The sequence below is a fragment of the Leeuwenhoekiella sp. H156 genome, assembly GCF_052218455.1.
GTDB classification, from domain to species: Bacteria; Bacteroidota; Bacteroidia; order Flavobacteriales; family Flavobacteriaceae; genus Leeuwenhoekiella; species Leeuwenhoekiella parthenopeia.
This window is the reverse complement of the sequence record NZ_CP197499.1, coordinates 849,539-866,082: the sequence shown is the minus strand read 5'-3', so window position 1 is coordinate 866,082 and position 16,544 is coordinate 849,539. Positions and strand designations below refer to the sequence as shown.

The 16,544-nt window shown below is 41.7% G+C and carries 13 protein-coding genes and 1 pseudogene; 8 read left to right on the top strand and 6 right to left on the bottom strand.

Going from position 1 to position 16,544, the window contains the following annotated elements; translation table 11 throughout:
• The first annotated feature begins 147 nt into the window (after window positions 1-147).
• From ACSSS3_RS03560 to ctlX, 3 genes are all read left to right on the top strand, one after another.
• Entirely contained in the window at window positions 148-1,434 is a 1,287-nt protein-coding gene (locus ACSSS3_RS03560) for a citrate synthase (RefSeq protein ID WP_228229572.1), read from the top strand.
• Between the two features lie 92 nt (window positions 1,435-1,526).
• Window positions 1,527-2,441, top strand: coding sequence for a dimethylarginine dimethylaminohydrolase family protein (locus tag ACSSS3_RS03555; protein ID WP_442846476.1), 915 nt, complete (start codon window positions 1,527-1,529; stop codon window positions 2,439-2,441).
• A gap of 18 nt (window positions 2,442-2,459) precedes the next feature.
• On the top strand, window positions 2,460-3,395 hold the full coding sequence (gene ctlX, locus ACSSS3_RS03550; protein WP_442846475.1) for a citrulline utilization hydrolase CtlX: 936 nt from the start codon (window positions 2,460-2,462) through the stop codon (window positions 3,393-3,395).
• 22 nt (window positions 3,396-3,417) lie between these two features.
• On the opposite strand, the gene ACSSS3_RS03545 is transcribed toward ctlX, so the two are convergent.
• Window positions 3,418-4,854 (bottom strand): SDR family oxidoreductase, encoded by a 1,437-nt coding sequence (locus ACSSS3_RS03545; protein ID WP_442846474.1) that lies wholly within the window; start codon window positions 4,852-4,854, stop codon window positions 3,418-3,420.
• Window positions 4,855-5,154: 300 nt separating this feature from the next.
• The gene (locus ACSSS3_RS03540) at window positions 5,155-5,586 is read right to left on the bottom strand and encodes a hypothetical protein (protein WP_228229568.1); all 432 of its coding nucleotides are present in this window, start codon (window positions 5,584-5,586) and stop codon (window positions 5,155-5,157) included.
• 217 nt (window positions 5,587-5,803) lie between these two features.
• Here ACSSS3_RS03540 and argS point away from each other — a divergent pair, with 217 nt between their 5' ends.
• The gene (argS, locus tag ACSSS3_RS03535; protein WP_442846473.1) at window positions 5,804-7,579 is read left to right on the top strand and encodes an arginine--tRNA ligase; all 1,776 of its coding nucleotides are present in this window, start codon (window positions 5,804-5,806) and stop codon (window positions 7,577-7,579) included.
• Here the strand turns inward: argS and ACSSS3_RS03530 are convergent, their stop codons facing one another.
• The 3 genes from ACSSS3_RS03530 to ACSSS3_RS03520 all read right to left on the bottom strand — a co-directional run bounded on the left by ACSSS3_RS03530 (window position 7,580) and on the right by ACSSS3_RS03520 (window position 11,592).
• Entirely contained in the window at window positions 7,580-10,105 is a 2,526-nt protein-coding gene (locus ACSSS3_RS03530) for a TonB-dependent receptor (RefSeq protein ID WP_442846472.1), read from the bottom strand.
• Window positions 10,095-11,012 carry a FecR family protein gene (locus tag ACSSS3_RS03525; protein ID WP_442846471.1) on the bottom strand — a complete coding sequence of 306 codons (918 nt, stop codon included), beginning with the start codon at window positions 11,010-11,012 and terminating at the stop codon, window positions 10,095-10,097. The genes ACSSS3_RS03530 and ACSSS3_RS03525 overlap by 11 nt, the downstream gene beginning before the upstream one ends.
• Window positions 11,013-11,073: 61 nt before the next feature.
• Window positions 11,074-11,592, bottom strand: a complete 519-nt coding sequence (locus ACSSS3_RS03520; protein WP_442846470.1) for an RNA polymerase sigma factor — start codon at window positions 11,590-11,592, stop codon at window positions 11,074-11,076.
• Window positions 11,593-11,730: 138 nt separating this feature from the next.
• On the opposite strand from ACSSS3_RS03520, the gene ACSSS3_RS03515 reads away from it, so the two are divergent.
• Window positions 11,731-12,783: a hypothetical protein gene (locus ACSSS3_RS03515; protein WP_442846469.1), complete on the top strand. Its 1,053-nt coding sequence runs from the start codon at window positions 11,731-11,733 to the stop codon at window positions 12,781-12,783.
• 139 nt (window positions 12,784-12,922) lie between these two features.
• Here ACSSS3_RS03515 and ACSSS3_RS03510 read toward each other — a convergent pair whose 3' ends face one another.
• Complete coding sequence (locus ACSSS3_RS03510; protein WP_228229562.1) at window positions 12,923-13,663, bottom strand: bacteriorhodopsin-like; 741 nt, start codon at window positions 13,661-13,663, stop codon at window positions 12,923-12,925.
• A 108-nt stretch (window positions 13,664-13,771) separates the two neighbouring features.
• On the opposite strand from ACSSS3_RS03510, the gene ACSSS3_RS03505 reads away from it, so the two are divergent.
• From ACSSS3_RS03505 to ACSSS3_RS03495, 3 genes and pseudogenes are all read left to right on the top strand, one after another.
• Window positions 13,772-14,638, top strand: coding sequence for a Brp/Blh family beta-carotene 15,15'-dioxygenase (locus ACSSS3_RS03505; protein WP_442846468.1), 867 nt, complete (start codon window positions 13,772-13,774; stop codon window positions 14,636-14,638).
• 138 nt (window positions 14,639-14,776) lie between these two features.
• Window positions 14,777-16,105, top strand: a complete 1,329-nt coding sequence (ffh, locus tag ACSSS3_RS03500) for a signal recognition particle protein (RefSeq protein WP_442846467.1) — start codon at window positions 14,777-14,779, stop codon at window positions 16,103-16,105.
• 51 nt (window positions 16,106-16,156) lie between these two features.
• Window positions 16,157-16,522: pseudogene (locus ACSSS3_RS03495) on the top strand (four helix bundle protein).
• Window positions 16,523-16,544 lie beyond the last annotated feature (22 nt).

Genomic DNA, 16,544 nt, shown 5'->3' with positions numbered 1-16,544 from the left:
CCTAAATAGTCTGAAATGCGCATTAATTGCCTTGATTTAAACTTTTTTTAACCTTGTAAAGCCGCATTATACTTTAAATATCGTCGTCATTTTCGTACTTTAGCAACTCTTGAATTTTTTGATAATCAGCTAAAAATATATTCGATAATGGCAGATCATGCTAAACTTATAATAGGAGACAAGTCCTATGAATTTCCTATCGTTGAAGGCTCTGAAAAGGAGCTTGCAATCGATATCGCTACATTAAGAGGAGTAACGGGAGGTTATACCACCCTGGATCCCGGTTTTAAGAATACCGGTAGTTGCGAGAGTGCAATTACATTTTTGAATGGCGAAGAAGGCATTCTGAGATACCGTGGGTATGCCATTGAAGAACTTGCAGAAAAAGCATCTTTTCTTGAAGTTACTTATCTTTTAATTTTTGGAGAGCTGCCTACTCAGGAACAGTTGGAGAAATTTCACAAAGACATTAAGGAGGAAAATCACGTAGATGAGGATATTAAAAAGATCCTAAACGGTTTTCCTAAATCTGCCCATCCAATGGGGGTTTTAGCTTCCTTAACTTCTGCGCTTACCGCTTTTAATCCCGGAGCTGTTAATGTAGATTCTGAGGAAGATATGTATAAGGCCATCGTAAAACTTCTGGGTAAATTCCCGGTTTTAGTAGCCTGGACCATGCGTACCAAAATGAGCAAGCCTCTGGATTATGGGGACGACAATCTTACTTATGTAGAAAATCTGCATAAAATGATGTTCTCAAAACCCAATAGTGAATACAAGCTTGATCCTGTAATTATAGAAGCTTTAGATAAACTTCTTATCCTACACGCAGATCACGAGCAAAACTGCTCTACGTCAACCGTGCGTATTGTAGGCTCGTCTCACGCAGGTCTTTTCGCATCCATATCTGCAGGTATTTCTGCGCTATGGGGGCCGCTTCACGGAGGTGCAAATCAGGCTGTTATCGAAATGCTGGAAGGTATTAAAGCAGATGGTGGCGATACTAAAAAATATATGGCTAAAGCAAAAGACAAAGACGATCCATTCCGTTTAATGGGCTTTGGTCACCGGGTCTATAAGAATTTTGATCCCCGTGCTAAAATCATCAAGAAAGCCGCAGATGATGTTCTAAACCAGCTAGGTGTAGAAGATGAAGTATTGGCAATAGCCAAGGGTCTCGAGAAAGAAGCTTTAGAAGATGACTACTTCGTAAAACGCAAGCTGTATCCTAACGTTGATTTCTATTCCGGAATCATATACAGAGCTTTGGGAATCCCGGTAGAAATGTTTACCGTAATGTTTGCAATGGGACGCGTACCGGGCTGGATTGCCCAATGGCGCGAAATGCGTTTGCGCAAAGAACCTATAGGAAGACCAAGACAGGTTTATATAGGTGAAACGCTTCGATCTTTTAAACCAATGGAAGAGCGCTAAGACGCCAACTTGAATAACACAGGAAGCGGGTTTTTGATTTCAGATCAAATACCCGCTTTATGTTTTTATATTTACCCCTAATTAAGGACGCTATGATAAAACTCAACATCAACGACGAGACATCACGACTACGGTCGGTATTGCTGGGAACTGCACGTAGCAATGGCGGAGTGCCTTCTCTGGAAGATGCTTACGATCCCAAGTCTATGCTTCATATCAAGCAAAAAACCTATCCCAAAGAAGAGGATATGATGCGCGAGATTGAAGCAGTGGAAGCAGTTTTTAATAAGTATGGAGTACAGGTATTTCGCCCAAAAATCATAGAAAATTACAATCAGATTTTTGCACGGGATATCGGGTTTGTGATTGATGACGTCTTTATAAAAGCAAATATTTTACCCGATCGGGAGCAGGAACTCGATGCCATTCAACATGTGTTAAGCCAGATTGATCCTGAAAAAGTCATTCGGTTTCCCGAGGAAGCTCATATCGAAGGAGGTGATGTCATGCCTCACGGCGATTACATTTTTGTAGGGACATATCGGGGTGATGACTATTCAGATTATATAATAGCCCGTACCAATATGAATGCGGTTGCCTGCTTGGAAAATATGTTTCCCAATAAAAAAGTTGTTTCCTTTAACCTGAGAAAGTCTAATACCAATCCTTATGAAAATGCCCTGCATTTAGATTGTTGTTTTCAGCCCGTGGGCGAAAAATATGCGATTATTCATAAAAATGGATTTCTTGTTGAGGAGGAATACCAGTGGTTGGTAAATTTTTTCGGGTCTCAAAATGTTTTCGAAATTACTTCCGAAGAAATGTTTCATATGAATTCAAACATATTTTCAATCGCTCCCGATGTTGTGATTTCCGAGCGCAATTTTACACGTTTAAATACGTGGCTTCGGTCTAAAGGCATAACCGTAGAAGAAGTACCCTATGCTGAAATCTCCAAGCAGGAAGGACTGTTGCGTTGCAGTACACTCCCTTTGGTACGCGAATAATATTCAATTATAATCCCTATGAATAAACAAATAACCGGCACCTTGTTGATGGTGCGTCCCGCAGCGTTTAGAATGAACGAACAAACAGCGGTGAATAATTATTTTCAGGAAAAACTTTCGATAAATAATGAGGAAATCAATGCCAAAGCCCAGCAGGAATTTGATGCCTTTGTAAATAAACTAAGAAGCCACGGCATTGAAGTTTTGGTTTTACAGGATCAAAAAGAGCTCGACACACCAGACTCTATCTTTCCCAATAACTGGGTGAGCACGCACGAAAACGGCAATGTGGCTATCTACCCGATGTATGCCGAAAATCGCAGAAAAGAACGTCGCGAAGAGTTTTTTGAACTGCTTGAAGAATCTGGTTTTAAGATTAAGAGCGTTGTAGATTATACCGAAGCTGAAGAAGAAGGGATTTTTCTGGAAGGCACCGGAAGTATTGTCCTGGACCGGCAAAACGAACTGGCTTATTGTGCACTTTCGGCACGCGCAGACGAGGAACTCTTCATAGAATTCTGTGAGGATTTTGAGTACTTCCCCGTAGTTTTTAATGCCTATCAAAGTGTAGACGGCAAACGCCTTCCTATTTACCACACCAATGTGATGATGTGTGTTGCAGAAGAATTCTGCGTTATTTGCCTGGACACGATTGACGATAAAAAAGAGCGTAAGCTTGTTATTGATCAGCTTAAAAAATCGGGTAAAGAGATCATCGCCATCTCAGAGGAGCAAATGCACCAGTTTGCAGGTAATATGCTTCAGGTTAGAAATGATCAGGGCGAAAAGTTTCTGGTTATGAGTGCAAGTGCTCACAACTCACTCAATGCACAACAAATCGCACAGATTACTAAATATTGTCAAATAATAAGCAGTGATTTACACACCATAGAAACCTGTGGCGGCGGAAGCGCCCGTTGCATGATGGCTGAAGTATTCCTGCCTAGAGCATAAGCATTCTAGAGGCCTGGCGTATTTATTTTTTTTGCTGGTAGCTCGCAATATTGCGTATCATGCCGCTGAAAATAAAGTAGTGAAACGGTAACATACTAAACCAGTATAACCTTCCCCATAAACCCTTCGGTCTAAAGGTGGCGGTTTGGTGCAGTACATTATCCTCGTCAATTTCCCAATCTAGCCAGGCTTCACCGGGTACGCGCATTTCGGCAAAAAGCAAAAGGCGGCGCTCTTCTTTATCTGCTAGTAAAACCCTCCAGAAATCAAGAGAGTCGCCTTCATAAATCTCATTGCTGTGCGTGCGGCCACGTCTTAAGCCCACGCCACCAGCGACTTTATCTATAAAGCCGCGTATTTTCCAAAGGAAATCAGCATAGTACCAGCCGCGGTTTCCGCCAATAGACCAAATATTCTCAAGAGCCTGCTCCGGATTTTCAAGCCTGATGCTTTGCCGGTCTTTTAAGCAACCAAATTCGGGCACCTTCACATAATGGCTGAGGTCTTTCCTAAAACGCCCACTTACCATCGAATCTTTCCAGCTGGAGACCACCTGATTTTGTTCTATTTTTTCAAAAGCTAACTTAATCGCATCAACGTAATTGATGGGTTTGATTTTGAGCAACTCCTGAAGACGGGTGTCTTTAGATATCACTTCAACCCGCATACTGTCTACCAAATTGAGCGCGAGTTTATAACTGGTTGAGGTCACAAAGTACAGCCAGTAGGATGAAATCTTTGGGCTCATGACCGGCACATCTATGATGGTAAGGGAAAGTTTTCGCACCCGCGCGTAAAGCAGCATCATTTGTTTGTAAGACAGGATATCTGGACCACCAATGTCAAAAGACTCGTTGTAGCATTTTTCATGACCCAGCACCCCGGTGAGGTATTGCAAGACATTGCGTATGGCGATGGGTTGGCAACGGGTCTTCACCCATTTGGGCGTGATCATTATAGGTAGTTTTTCACACAAATCCCGTATAATCTCAAAAGACGAACTGCCCGAACCTACAATAATTGCCGCCCTCAAAACGGTTAGATTAAAATTTCCCTGATAGAGTACATCCTCCACGCGTTTGCGGGACTGCAGGTGTTTACTCAGGTTTTCTTCATTGACAATTCCGCTTAAATACACCACCTGTTTGCAATCTGTCGCTTCAAGATAGGTGTTGAAATTACGGGCAGAACGTTCCTCTTTTTCATCAAAATCAGAAGTAGAGGAGGTCATCGAATGTATGAGATAATAGGCCGCGTCTAAATCTTTCGGGAGTTTGCCCGGCTCCGGATCGTCTAAAAAATCGATCTCCACGATCTCAATTTGTTCGCGGGTTTTTGCATTTACAGAAAGGCGGTTTTTATCACGAACCGCACATACAATCTGATGTCCTGCTTCCAGTAAAAGTGGTAACAGGCGCATCCCGATGTAACCGTTAGCTCCGGTAAGCAGTATTTTCATAATGGCTTTTTAATAAAGATACACATTTAAACAGGCTTTTTTAGAGTTGTAAACCGCCCAAAGTAGTATCTTATGATAACTTTAAATCTTATTGATTATGAATTTAACCATGCGCACAATTACAGTGGTGGTAGGTCTTGTTTTGATCGCTTTGGGCCTGTATGAGGCTTTTATTCCTCAAAAAGTGGTCGATTTGGTCCGCTAGAAGTATCTGCCAAAGAAGGTCTTACCACAGAATCTCTGCTGTTAATCGGTCTTGGAGTGCTTGCCCTGGTTGCCAGTTTCCTGAAGAGAAAGTAACTACAAATCTTCCGGTCCCAGAGGCAAATGCGCAGCCTTGTAATCAAGAATCTTCTTCATAAAATTATGTGTGGCTTTGTCTTTTGCTTTCGCCCGGATTTTTATAAAATACTGGTCCTTGTAAATGCTGTATTCTTCGGCCTTGCCTTTGTATAAATTGAGCTTATAATAAGGGATAATCAATGCGAAAGATTCCAGTAACGAGCGAAAACCCACAATGATACCGTTGGGTCGCATCTCGATATTGCAGGTATTTACATAACTGTCCAGAACCAGTAAGTTGTGAATCTCAATACTGGTGGTGGTAATAAACAGTTTTGAAGAGCCGATGCCCCGCATTTTAATGCGTTCGCGTAAGGTAAATGCCGGCCCTACGGCCTCATTTATTTTTCGCTTGACCTCGGGATTGTTGTACGAAACGTTTAAAAGCATTTTTTCTTTTAAAGATACGGCATTAAACTAAAACAGACAGCTATCAGACCGGTCACAGAGGTCTTTGAGATTTAGGTTTGAGAATGGCATTTTCAATTCTAAGTCAGGCCTTAAAGGATTTTAAGATTCCCACGGGATAAAATTAGCATCAATTTTTAGGCTTGAGGTCTTCTCCCAAGCTAGTTTACGTATCTTTGCGGCTTCAGAAATACGACTCATGAATTTATCAGAAAAGCTTACTCAAGCCGTTAAAGACGCGGTACAGCATCTCTTTAAAGCCGAATTGGAAACCGTTGAAATTCAGCCTACCCGTAAGGATTTTGAAGGCGATCTTACCGTGGTGGTGTTTCCCATTTTGCGGGTGGCCAAAGGCAATCCTGCGGTAATTGGAGAACAGATAGGGTCTTATGTAAAAGAACATCTTGCCGAAATTTCTGATTTTAATGTGGTTAAAGGCTTTCTCAATCTGGTGGTTGCAGATGGGTATTATCTGGATTTCTTCGAAGGCATTCGTTCTGAAAAAAACTTTGGTCATAAAGCCCCTGAAGGTAAGGCTGTGATGGTCGAGTATTCTTCGCCTAATACTAATAAACCGCTTCACCTGGGCCATATTCGCAATAACTTGTTAGGTTATTCGGTTGCCGAAATTTTAAAGGCTTCCGGCAAAAAAGTTTACAAAACCCAAATCATCAACGACCGGGGTATTCATATCTGTAAAAGTATGCTGGCCTGGCAGAAATTTGGTGATGGCGAGACGCCGGATTCAACCGGACTTAAGGGCGATAAGCTCGTGGGTAATTACTACGTGAAGTTTGATAAAGCCTATAAAGAGGAACAATCCTATTTAGTTGCTCAGGGTAAAACCAAAGAGGAAGCCGAAAAAGAAGCGCCACTCATTCTCGAGGCTCAGGATATGCTGCGTAAGTGGGAGGCAGGCGACGCTGAAGTGGTCGCGCTTTGGAAAAAAATGAACGGCTGGGTCTATGAAGGTTTTGAAGAAACCTATAAAAACCTGGGTGTTGATTTTGACAGCTATTACTACGAAAGCAATACCTATTTACTCGGGAAAGACAATATTGAAGAGGGCCTTAAAAAAGGCGTGTTTTATAAAAAGGAAGACGGTTCGGTTTGGTGTGATTTAACCGAAGATGGTCTTGATGAAAAGCTGGTCTTACGCAGTGATGGTACTGCCGTGTATATGACTCAGGATATTGGTACTGCCATTCAGCGGGTAAAAGATCATCCTGATGTAGGCGGAATGCTTTATACCGTGGGGAATGAGCAGGATTATCACTTTAAAGTCCTGTTTTTAATACTGAAAAAACTGGGCTATGACTGGGCCGAGAATCTGTATCACCTAAGCTATGGGATGGTAGATTTACCTAGCGGAAAAATGAAAAGCCGCGAAGGTACTGTGGTTGATGCCGATGATCTGGTTTCAGAAATGGCAGAAACCGCCGGAAAAATCGCAGAGGAACTGGGTAAACTCGATGGCTACAGCGATGCAGAAAAGCAGGAGCTCTACAAAACCATCGGTCTGGGGGCGTTAAAGTATTACATCTTAAAAGTAGATCCTAAAAAACGCATTTTGTTCAACCCGGAAGAATCTGTAGACTTTCAAGGGAATACGGGGCCGTTTATTCAATATACCTACGCGCGAATTCAGTCTATCTTGAGAAAGGCTGAAGAACTTAAGGTGCCGGAAACGCTTACTTATAAACATCTTCAGCCCAAAGAAAAAGAACTCATCAAGCAAATGGCCTTGTATCCGGAAACGGTTCAGCTTGCAGCAGAAAATCACAGTCCGGCGCTGATTGCCAACTATACCTACGATCTGGTGAAGGAATTTAACTCATTCTACCAGCAGATTTCTATTTTGGGAGCAGATACCGATGCAGAGAAAAGTTTCCGCGTAGCCTTATCTAAAAAAGTAGCAGAGGTCATTGAATCTGCTTTTGGTTTACTGGGGATTGATGTGCCCGAGAGGATGTAATTAGAAATTGATTCGCAGCGAAGCATTTGGCGTAAAACCCAGTGAATTGTTCCGAATGGCGAGCGCTCTCGTAGTATTTTCCGGATTCACGATATAGTATTGCTGAATGGGATTTTCGGCATTGAGCACGTTCAAGGCGCCCAGGGTAACTTTACCCTGAATGGGGCCGGCCTCAAAACTGTAATTTACAGAGGCATCTACGCGTAAAAAATCATCCAGATTTTCAGCATTGGGCGAGGCGTAGTTTACAATGCGCCCGTTACCCGAAGAGATGGTTTCTTCACCTGCAATAGGAACCGTGTAGGGTCTGCCGGTATGGTAGGTAGTGCCCAGCGCAATATCCAGATTCTTTAAGATCGAATAGTTACCGGCGAGATTGAGCGAGTGTCTCAAATCGGTATTATTTGGGAATTGATCGGGAACTAGACTTTCGAATTGATAATCATTGGTTGAAAAGGTATAGGTGAGGTAAACGCTGTAATCTTTTTCGGTTTTATTCAAAATAAATTCAAGTCCTTTAACTTCATAGGAGCCTGAGGTTTTTATAAACTGAAACTGGTTTTGAAAACCCTGGTTGGAAGCCGTTATACCCGCTACATTTTTGTAAAAACCACTTAAGTCAAGCAGCCAGCCATTCTTTTTAAATTCCATTCCACCCGAAAATTGCTTGCTGCGTATCAGCGGAATGTCGTTGTCGTTAGCCAAAATCCACCTGCGGTTTTCAACACCCAGAAAATCTTCTTCAAAATCGATTATTTGAGTTGCGGTCTGGTATTTAAACTCTCCCTGGGCCTTGAGGGCAACATAGGCTCCCAGTTTTTGCCTGGCGTTAAGCCGGGGCTCGAGTCTCAGTTTTTCAAACTTTTCAAAGTAAGAAGCTCTCAGGCCCGCTCTTAAAAAGGTTTTTGAGGATTTATACGTAAGATCGGTAAAGGCGCTGTGGCTGCGAACCACGTCTTTTTGACGTTGGGAAAATAACGGATTGCTCACGCGAGTACCGTTGCGAATGCCGGTTTCGGTAAATTGATAGCCGTGCAGCCATTCCAGATTTTTGCCAATCTGCTGAATACCTTTCAGTTTAATCCCGGTTTCCAGCACTTCATTTTCCTGCAGTAATTCCTGCTCTGAGTCGGTAAAAAATTCGCGGGAATCAATATTATATTTGGTCAAATAGGCATTTACAAACGTGGAATAGTTTGCAGACCAGGTTGAGGTTAAGTTTCCGCCGATGGCGATATTTTGCTGATCGAGATTGCTGGTTTTGGTAACATTTGCTGCTGCCGCATTCTGTTCTGCGTAAAAAAGTTCGTTGCTGATTTGTATAAAACTAACCCGTGCTTTGTGATTTTCATTTAAGTCGACCAAAAGTTTTGCGGTATAGTCGTAGAATTTAAAATCAGATTGGGCACCATCATCTAAGGAGGTGTTGTTTTCGTCTTCAATCTCCGAATCCTGAAAACTGCGTTTAAAATACGCCTGATAGGTGGGCGTTTGCAATTGGTCTGCGATAGAATGTCTGCCGGAAAGTTGAAGGGCAACAGCTTTACCAAAGGGGATTTGTATGAAGGCATCTGCGCTTAATCCGTTAAGACCTACACCGCCGCTTATTTTGGTTCCGATTTCATTTTCGGTATTCATGCGTATGGTGCTGCTCACTCCGCCGCCGTACTCAGAAGGGGTTCCGTTTTTTATCACCGAAACTTTTTTGGTGAGATTGGGATTATAAGCCGAGATAAGTCCAAAAAAGTGACCGGAATGATACATTACGATATCATCCCACAACATCAGGTTTTCGTCCTGAGTACCACCACGTACGTTGATGTTGTTGATGCTTTCGTCAATACTTTCCACTCCCGGAAGCACCTGAATGGTTTGTAAAATATCGGGATCTACCAGCCCCGGAAGTATACCAAATTGCTCACTGTTTATAATAAACCGGTCGTCTACGCTTTTTTGCAAACCACGGGTTAAAAAACGGGAGACTACAATTTCAGGAAGCTTAAAATCCTGCGGTTTGAGATAGAGTTCTTTACAGTTTCCGCCCTGCGAAATCAAATCAGCGGCTTTTACAATTAAGCGTTCATAGCCCAGATAGCTGATTTCGAGCTCTGCACCCGGAGCTATATCACGAAGTTGAAATTGGCCCTTAGAGCCCGAAATACTACCTTGATTGGTGCCTGTTACGCGTATTTCAGCCCCGGCTAAAGCCGAAAAGTTTGTAGCATCTTTCAGGATAGCGCAAAAGCTAAGGGTCCCGGTTTTTAGTGTAAGTGCAATATAGCGATCACTTAGTTTTTCAACCTCAAGCGGACTTTCTTCCTGTATATATTTTAAAGCAAGTGTCAGATTTTCAAAAGTAGCAGATCGTATTTTCAGGTGCTCCAAATCTTCTGTTTTGTAAGCAAATTTTACGTCAAACTGCGATTCCAGTGTATTTAGAAATGGAATGACTGCTATTTGTTCCTGAGCTTTCAGACTCAGAAAACCGAAAAGTACGATCGCAGTGATGTAGATTTTAAGGAGCATCGGGCGAAATTTTTACCACAGCATCTTTAATCTCGTAGCTGAGGTTGAGCGGGATGCAAACCGATTGAAGCGCCAGTTGCAGGTCTGAATTGCTGAAACCTCCTGAATAAAGTTGTCTGGTGTCTACTGCTGAAGCTTCGATTTTAATATCAAATTGGCGTTGCATTTCGTCAAAAACCAGCTCAAGCGGTACGGCATCAAAAAGGCTTTCTTTGTCTAACCAGGCCGGTTTAGCATCGGTAAGACCAATGATTTTTTCACCTGTACCATCTAAAAAGCGATAGCGTTCTCCCGGTTCTAAAATAAGGCTGTCTGTCGCCCGGGTAACGCTAACCCTTCCTTCATAACAGTGTACTTCAAAGTAGGAATCGCGTTCTTTTACATTGAATTGCGTCCCCAACACCTGCACATCACCCGCTGAGGTGTGAACGGTGAATTTTTTGCCTTTGGTGACCTTAAAAAAAGCTTCGCCATTCAGGTTTACTTTTCGGTTTCCGCTGTCCCAGTTTTTTTCGTCTATAGTTAAGGAACTGCCTGCGTTTAGGATGACTTCAGAGTCATCGGGCAGTTGGGTTTGAGCAATCTCGCCAAAGCCGGTTTTCGTGTCAATTCCGTTAGAGCCCAAAAAGAACCAGGTAGAGATTAGCACAGCTATCACTGCCGCGGCGGCATAGCGCACCCACCCAAAGTTTGGTTTAATAACTTTAGGCTCTTTTTTCACCGATCGCAGGCGCTTCTCAAGATCCTGATAGGTTTGCTCGGTATCCAGAAGTTCGGGTTTGAGCTCCTTTGAAAAGTCGGCAATTTTAGCATAAGCCTTGTAATCTTCGGTTTTCTTGAATGCTTCCAGCTCTTCGGGCGTTAAGTCACCGTTTAACCATTTTAATATGAGCTTTTCGTTTTTCATTATTCTTGCTTGTGGGCATCTGTAAGACAACTGAATACCGTTTTACCCTACCCTTAATTTGTTAAATATTTGGAATTTGTTCACGAAGGCTGGCCAGCGCTTGGCTCATACGCTTTTCTACGGCTTTGACAGAGAGATCTAGAGTTTCGGCGATCTCGCGGTATTTTTTGCCGTCTACACGGTTCATTAAAAAAACTTCGCGTTGAGCTTCGGTTAAATTTGCAATGGCGCGACTTAATTGTGCTTTAAATTCTTTTTCTTCCAAGATATATTCCGGATCCTGAAAAGACCGGTCTTCCTTAGTGTTGTTTTTTTCAAAGTTGAGCATCACTTTCTGATGCTTCACTGCATTTAGGAAAAGGTTGTTTATGGTGGTAAACAGGTAGGTTTTCGCTTTGCTTAAATCGATATCTGCACAATTTTGCCATATTTTTACGAAAGCCTCCTGCGTGAGATCAAGCGCCTGTGCCTCATCTCCGCACTTATAAAGGGCAAAGTTTTTAGCGCCCTGTGCATAGGAGGTGTAAAAAGCTTTATAAGTGGGCTCCTTACATAAATTTTCTGAGTCGCTGTTTTTCAAGGGGTTTGTAGGGGTTTGGTATTGTTAAATTTAGTTAAAAATAAAATTTTTGCTTATTTGGGGTAGGGTAAAATTACGTTGGGTTGTCTTATTCACGAAAACGAATTAAAACCAAATCGCAATTTTAAATTTAATAAAATGAAAAAACTAAAATCAATTTTGAGCATAGCTGTTTTGGCAGCTTTTACATTTACTTCCTGTCAGACTGAAGAAAGTGAATTAATCAATGAGGGCGAAAGTACCAATAGTGCCAGCAGCAAAACGGCAGACTTGCTGGTGCGCAGTTCCGCTTCAGATGGTTCTGATGACGATATTTTAGACGGAATAAGTTGCGCGTCTGTCGTTTATCCCGTGGTAGCAGAAATCAATGGGCAGGAATATACCTTAACCAATGAAGCTATGCTTTCGCTTGTTGTGGATATTTTTGGAAGCATTAAAGGAGATGATGATTTTGTAGAATTTAAATTTCCTATCCAAATGCAATTGAGTAACTACACGGTAGTAACCATCAATAATGAAGATGAGTTTGAAGCATTAAAAGATGCCTGCGATGATGCCGATGATTCACGTGATGACATCATTAAATGTCTCGACATTAATTATCCGGTTACTTTATTGACTTTTGACGCCAGTGCACAGCAAACCGGAAGCGTGGTAATTACCGGAAAGCGTGAGATGTACCATTTTATTGATGATCTTGAGGACAATCAGTTCTTTAGTATAGACTATCCTATTACGGCTACATCAGCAAGTTCAGGTACCATAACCATAACTTCTGATGCGCAACTTGCTCAGGAATTGGAAAGCTGTGAGGCAGAAGATGACGCAGAGGATGAGGCAGAAGATCTTGCAGATGATTTGGAAGATGAACTGGAAGATTTAATGGCCGATGCAAACTTTAGAATTGAGTCTACATTGACTACAATGGCATTCCTTGCAGATTATACTTTTGAGTTTGCCAATGACGGGGAGATCATCGTGAGAAATGCAGCCACCGGAATCGTTCAGGATGTAGAAGGTGAATATGATTTTGAATCGGAGACCGAAGTCTTTGTGGAGATCGAATTTGAAGGCAGTACTATTTTCAGCGTACTTGAAGGTACTTACGAAGTGGTATCTCAAACTGCAACCCGAATCGAGTTACAAAGCACAACAAATGCTGCTTTAAAACTGACACTTTTAAAATCGTAGATAGTAGGTTGTACGTATACTGAAACCCCGTGATTAGCGGGGTTTTTTTATTGAGATTGGTGTAAAATGAATGAAGTAGAAGCAAAAAAAATGGTTTCCAATTTGGAAACCATTTCTCTTTAACGCTAATTAAAAAGTATTATGCAGCAACTTTCTTGCTACCCGTAGAGGTTACAGCCAAATTGTAAACAACAAGACCAAAACCTATTTTGTTTATGGCGTCACCAATGTTGTAAATAACATCCATACTTAAGCCATTAAATATACCGTCATACCATCCCGGAGTACCTGCCATATAACCAAGCGGATAAATTGCCCATCCTACGAGAACAAACCAGCATAGGGCTTTATGTGCTTTAAGCACGTTACCACCGGCACTCGTAGCCAGTTTTTTAGCTTTACCTAGCCAGATGTCGTAAACGATAATGAAATATGCAATACCAGAGATTAAGCCCCATAACCAGGCCTGATCACGATTGATGGTTTCACCAATGTAACCGGTAACCAGCATAATTACCGAGAGGATAATTAATCTCCACATCAAAGAGCGTTTTGCTCCTGCAACCCGTAAAATGAGGTAAAATTCAACGCACATCAGCGGCACGGTAAGTACCCAGTCAACATAACGGAAAAACGTAGGGGATTCACCGAAGCTTTCCCAGTACCCGCGCATATAGAAATAGTGCACTGCGGCAATAAAGGTAATAAGACCAGAAACTAAAATGGAAGTTTTCCATTTACGCTCAAAGTCATTCATTGATAAAAAGAAAAATGCAGACGCGGCCATCATAGCCATACTCCCTACGAAAAATGTGAAGCCTACGTAATCGTCTGCTGCCATTTTTGAAATTTCGGCGAGAGCCAAAGTAAATGTTTTCATAGCAATATGTTTTTTGTTTAACTAAATTTAGAAATAGTTAAACAAACTGATTGTGTATTTAACAAAAATTAAAGTTATTTTTTGAAAAAATAGTAAGAATTTACTCGTATGAAAGCAATAATGATAGTTTTGACCTTCTTTGCCCTGTGGCTCACGTCATTTCTTTCAACTTCGGGAGAAAATATTCTTGCCCTTATTTTAATTCTTACCATCGGCATTTTACACGGCTCAAATGACATCAGGTTATTGCTTAATTTGAAGGAAGGCCTGAGGCTTAAAATGAGTAAACAGCAGTATCTGTTGCTTTACATTGCGGTAGTGCTTCTGGGCGCGATTTGTTTTTACCTGATACCCTTAGTTACTTTAATATTTTTTGTGGGTATAAGTGCCTACCACTTTGGAGAGCAGCACTGGTCTGGAAAATTAAAAAAACAGTCCATTTTTTTTACGGGTTATGCTACTGTGTACGGCCTTTCCATATTTGCGATGCTCTTTTATTTTAATCAACCTGAAGTTGCTGAGGTCGTATACGACTTAACCGGGTTTCAATTACCAACAGCATTCTTCGCCCCCTTTTTGTTCGTGAATCTGGGCCTGCTCGTCATTTTGAGCGTCGTGGGTTATCAAAAGTTTAGCGGTAATTTTGTTTTGGAAGCCTTTTACCTTTTGGTTTTTGGACTCATTTTCAGCATAGCTCCCCTTATTCTGGGATTTGCCTTTTACTTTGTGATTTGGCACAGTTTGCCTTCGCTTTACGATCAAATCACTTTTCTATATGGGGATGTTTCATCAGGATCATTGCGTAAGTATTTAATCAACTCCCTGTTTTACTGGCTTGCTGCGCTTTTTGGTTTGCTTTTGATCTATTATTTTATAGGTGGTGAAGACTCGCTGTTCCTTCCGGTTTTATTTTCATTTCTAGCTGCAATCACCTTTCCGCACGTTTTTGTAATTGAGCAAATAGAACGGGAGTAAATCTTTAAACTCAGACCTAAAATCATTAAATTTGCAACCCTTCCACAAAGTGGAAAACCACACAGTTGCCCGCAGTTGTGTTTTTGAAGTTCAACACGATGCCTTCTGCAAGTCAGGAGGATATTTAGGATACACTCTATGTTTGATAATTTAAGTGATAAGTTAGATAAGGCGATGCACGTGCTTAAGGGGCACGGTCAGATAACGGAAGTCAATGTTGCCGAAACCCTTAAAGAAATACGTCGCGCCCTTGTAGATGCAGATGTTAACTATAAAATCGCTAAAGATTTTACCAGCACGGTAAAAGAAAAAGCGCTGGGACAGGATGTACTTACCGCCCTGAAACCGGGTCAGTTAATGACCAAACTCGTAAAGGATGAGTTAACCGAACTCATGGGAGGGGATGCAGAGGGCATCAATCTTTCGGGCAATCCTTCAGTAATCCTCATGTCCGGTTTGCAGGGTAGTGGTAAAACCACGTTCTCCGGTAAACTGGCCAATTACTTAAAAAACAAAAAAACTAAAAAGCCACTTTTGGTTGCCTGTGACGTGTATCGTCCTGCGGCTATAGATCAGCTTCACGTAGTAGGAGATCAGATAGGGGTTGAGGTTTTCTCCAATAAGGAAGAAAAGGATCCGGTAAAAATTTCGGAAGCGGCAATTGCTCACGCCAAAGCCAATGGCTTTAATGTGGTGATTATTGATACCGCGGGTCGTCTGGCGGTAGACCAGGTGATGATGAACGAGATTGCTGCTATCCATAAGGCAATTCAGCCTCAGGAAACCCTTTTTGTGGTTGACTCGATGACCGGTCAGGATGCTGTAAACACCGCAAAAGCGTTTAATGACGTTCTTAATTTTGACGGGGTAATTCTTACCAAATTAGATGGTGATACCCGCGGTGGTGCCGCTCTTTCTATTAAAACGGTAGTTGACAAGCCTATCAAATTCATCGGTACCGGTGAAAAGATGGAAGCGATTGATGTGTTCTATCCTTCCCGTATGGCAGACCGAATTCTCGGAATGGGAGATGTGGTGTCCCTTGTTGAGCGTGCTCAGGAACAGTTTGATGAAGAAGAAGCCCGAAAGCTGCAGAAGAAAATCGCCAAAAATCAATTTGGTTTTGATGATTTCCTGAAGCAAATACAGCAGATCAAAAAAATGGGTAATATGAAAGACCTGATCGGGATGATTCCCGGTGCCGGCAAAGCGCTTAAAGGTCTTGATATTGATGACGATGCTTTTAAAGGTATCGAAGCCATCATTCACAGTATGACGCCGGATGAGCGTACGCAGCCGTCTATTATCAACAGCAGTCGTAAAAAACGCATCAGTAAAGGTAGTGGTACATCGGTTCAGGAAGTAAATCAATTGCTCAAGCAGTTTGATCAAATGAGCAAAATGATGAAAATGATGCAAGGCGGCGGTGGGGCCAAGATGATGCAGATGATGAATAATATGAGATAGTCTAGAGTTTATAGTTTGCAGTTTCAGTAAGCAGGAATTAATTTTTTGATTATGGGTGTTGAAGATTTAATTGCTTATCAAAAAGCTTTTGATCTGGCGATGGAAATCTTTGAGGTTTCTAAATCTTTTCCAAAAGAGGAATGCTATTCCTTAACTGATCAAATTAGAAGATGCTCTAGGTCGGTGTGCGCAAATATGTCTGAAGCATAAAGAAAGCGAAAGTATGAAAGACATTTTATAAGCAAATTGACTGATTGTGATGCAGAAAACGGTGAAACACAGACTTGGTTACGCTTTGCTTTTGCTTGTGAATACATATCTGAAGAATATTATAATTCTAGACTTGAAAAGAGTAAGGAAATAGGGAAACTCATAAACTATATGATTAATAATCCAGGAAAGTTTGGCTGTAAATGAAAACTGCCAACTGATACTGCCA